The following is a 1,755-nucleotide window of genomic DNA, read 5'->3' as shown; positions in this document are numbered from 1 at the left end:
CTTATGCGATGTTTGTATGTAAGGGCTATTTAGTAATGCGACAGTTGGGCCAGTTAGAGATGCGACAGTCTCGCCTCTCGACGCGCTGGTCAATATCCACGTCGGGAGCAAGGATGACGATCTTCAGCCTGGTCGAGACCATGAGCGGTCGGAGTCGTCATGTCCTTTATGATCACCATGTCGCAGAAAGAATTGCATCGCCTCGAAGTCATTCAGAAGATCCGTGATCAGCGCCTGAGCGTCGTCCAGGCCGCCGAGTTGCTTGGGCTCAGCCGAAGTCAGGTGCACAGGCTGCTGCAGGCCTATGACCGTTCGGGTGCGGCCGGTCTGGTTTCGAAGAAGCGATCGCGGCCAAGCAATCGGCGCCACAGCGAGGACTTTCGCAATGCGGCGCTGGATCTGATCCGCGAGCGCTATCTGGATTTTGGCCCGACGCTGGCACGTGAGAAGCTGATCGAACTGCATCATATTTCGGTGGCCAAGGAGACGTTGCGGCAATGGATGACCGAGGCCGGCATCTGGATCTCGCGCCGCGAGCGCAAGAAGCGGGTTTTCCAGCCGCGCGGCCGACGCGATTGTTTCGGCGAGCTCGTGCAGATCGACGGATCGCATCACTGGTGGTTCGAGAGCCGCGGCCCCAAATGCGCTCTGCTCGTCTACATCGACGACGCCACCGGCAAACTGCTGCATCTGCGGTTCGCTGGGTCAGAGAACACGTTCGACTATCTGCATGCGACGAAGGCCTATCTGCAGCAATGGGGCAAACCGCTGGCGTTCTACAGCGACAAACATGGGGTTTTCCGCAGCACCCATCCGTCGGAGAAAGACCGGACAAGCGGCCTGACACAGTTCGGCCGGGCGCTCTATGAACTGAACATCGACATCATCTGCGCCAACACCCCGCAGGCCAAAGGTCGCGTGGAACGCGCCAACCAGACGCTGCAGGACCGGCTGGTGAAGGAGTTGCGGCTGCGTGGTATCGATACGATCGAAGCTGCCAATGCCTATGCGCCTGAGTTCATTGTGGATTTCAATGCCCGCTTCGGCAAACCGCCGCGCAATCCGAAGGACATGCATCGTCCGCTGGCCGACGATGAGAATCTCGACGGCGCCATGTGTCGGAAGGAAGTCCGCACGCTGTCGCAGTCCCTGACGCTCCGTTACGACAAGGTGCTGTTCATCCTTGATCCGACCGATCTTTCCAGGTCCCTGGCGGGTAAGAAGGTCGTCGTTTGCGACTATCCGGACGGCCGCATCGAGATCATGCACGAGAGCTTTGCCCTGCCCTACAGAACCTTCGACACGCTGCGGTCAGTGCACAGATCCGAAGTGGTCGAGAACAAGCGGCTGGACGACATGCTGTTGATCGTGGCCGAGATGCAGGCTGGGCGGGAACAGCAGCGCAGCAAGAGCGGCCCTCGCCGCACTGGCCAGACGGATCATATGTTTGGGATACCGGATGGCAGCACGAGCAATGGCTATCAGAAGCGCGGTCGCAAGCCTGGTCGGCGGACGGATTACATGAACGATTCGGAAGTCATTGCCAAAAGGCAGAAGGCACTGGCTCGGATGGAAGCGGCGGAATGAATGGGTGTGGACATAGTCTCAAAGCTAAAGCCGAAGGGGTGCCCCTCACCCGCCCCCGCTCCGCCCTTTCAACCCGGCCCAGCCGGCCGGATCGGGGGCTGATCATCAGAGCCAGTGTCGCGTTTCTAACTGGCCGACAGCGTCGCAGCCCTATTCAGCTTTGACATT

At 59.5% G+C, this 1,755-nt stretch carries 1 protein-coding gene; it reads left to right on the top strand.

Annotation, left to right across the window (positions count from 1 at the left end):
- Positions 1 to 159 precede the first annotated feature (159 nt).
- A complete protein-coding gene (locus tag GQ59_RS30295; protein ID WP_037088607.1) occupies positions 160 to 1,587 on the top strand; it encodes an ISNCY family transposase in 1,428 nt (475 codons plus the stop codon).
- Positions 1,588 to 1,755: the final 168 nt, after the last annotated feature.

Origin of the sequence: Neorhizobium vignae (assembly GCF_000732195.1) — a bacterium.
Lineage (GTDB): Bacteria > Pseudomonadota > Alphaproteobacteria > Rhizobiales > Rhizobiaceae > Neorhizobium > Neorhizobium vignae.
This window is presented reverse-complemented; position numbering and strand designations above follow the sequence as displayed.

What these genes read in the sequence shown, in the direction of transcription:
- GQ59_RS30295 (WP_037088607.1), top strand. Translation starts at nt 160, where the DNA reads ATGTCCTTTATGATCACCATGTCGCAGAAAGAATTGCATCGCCTCGAA.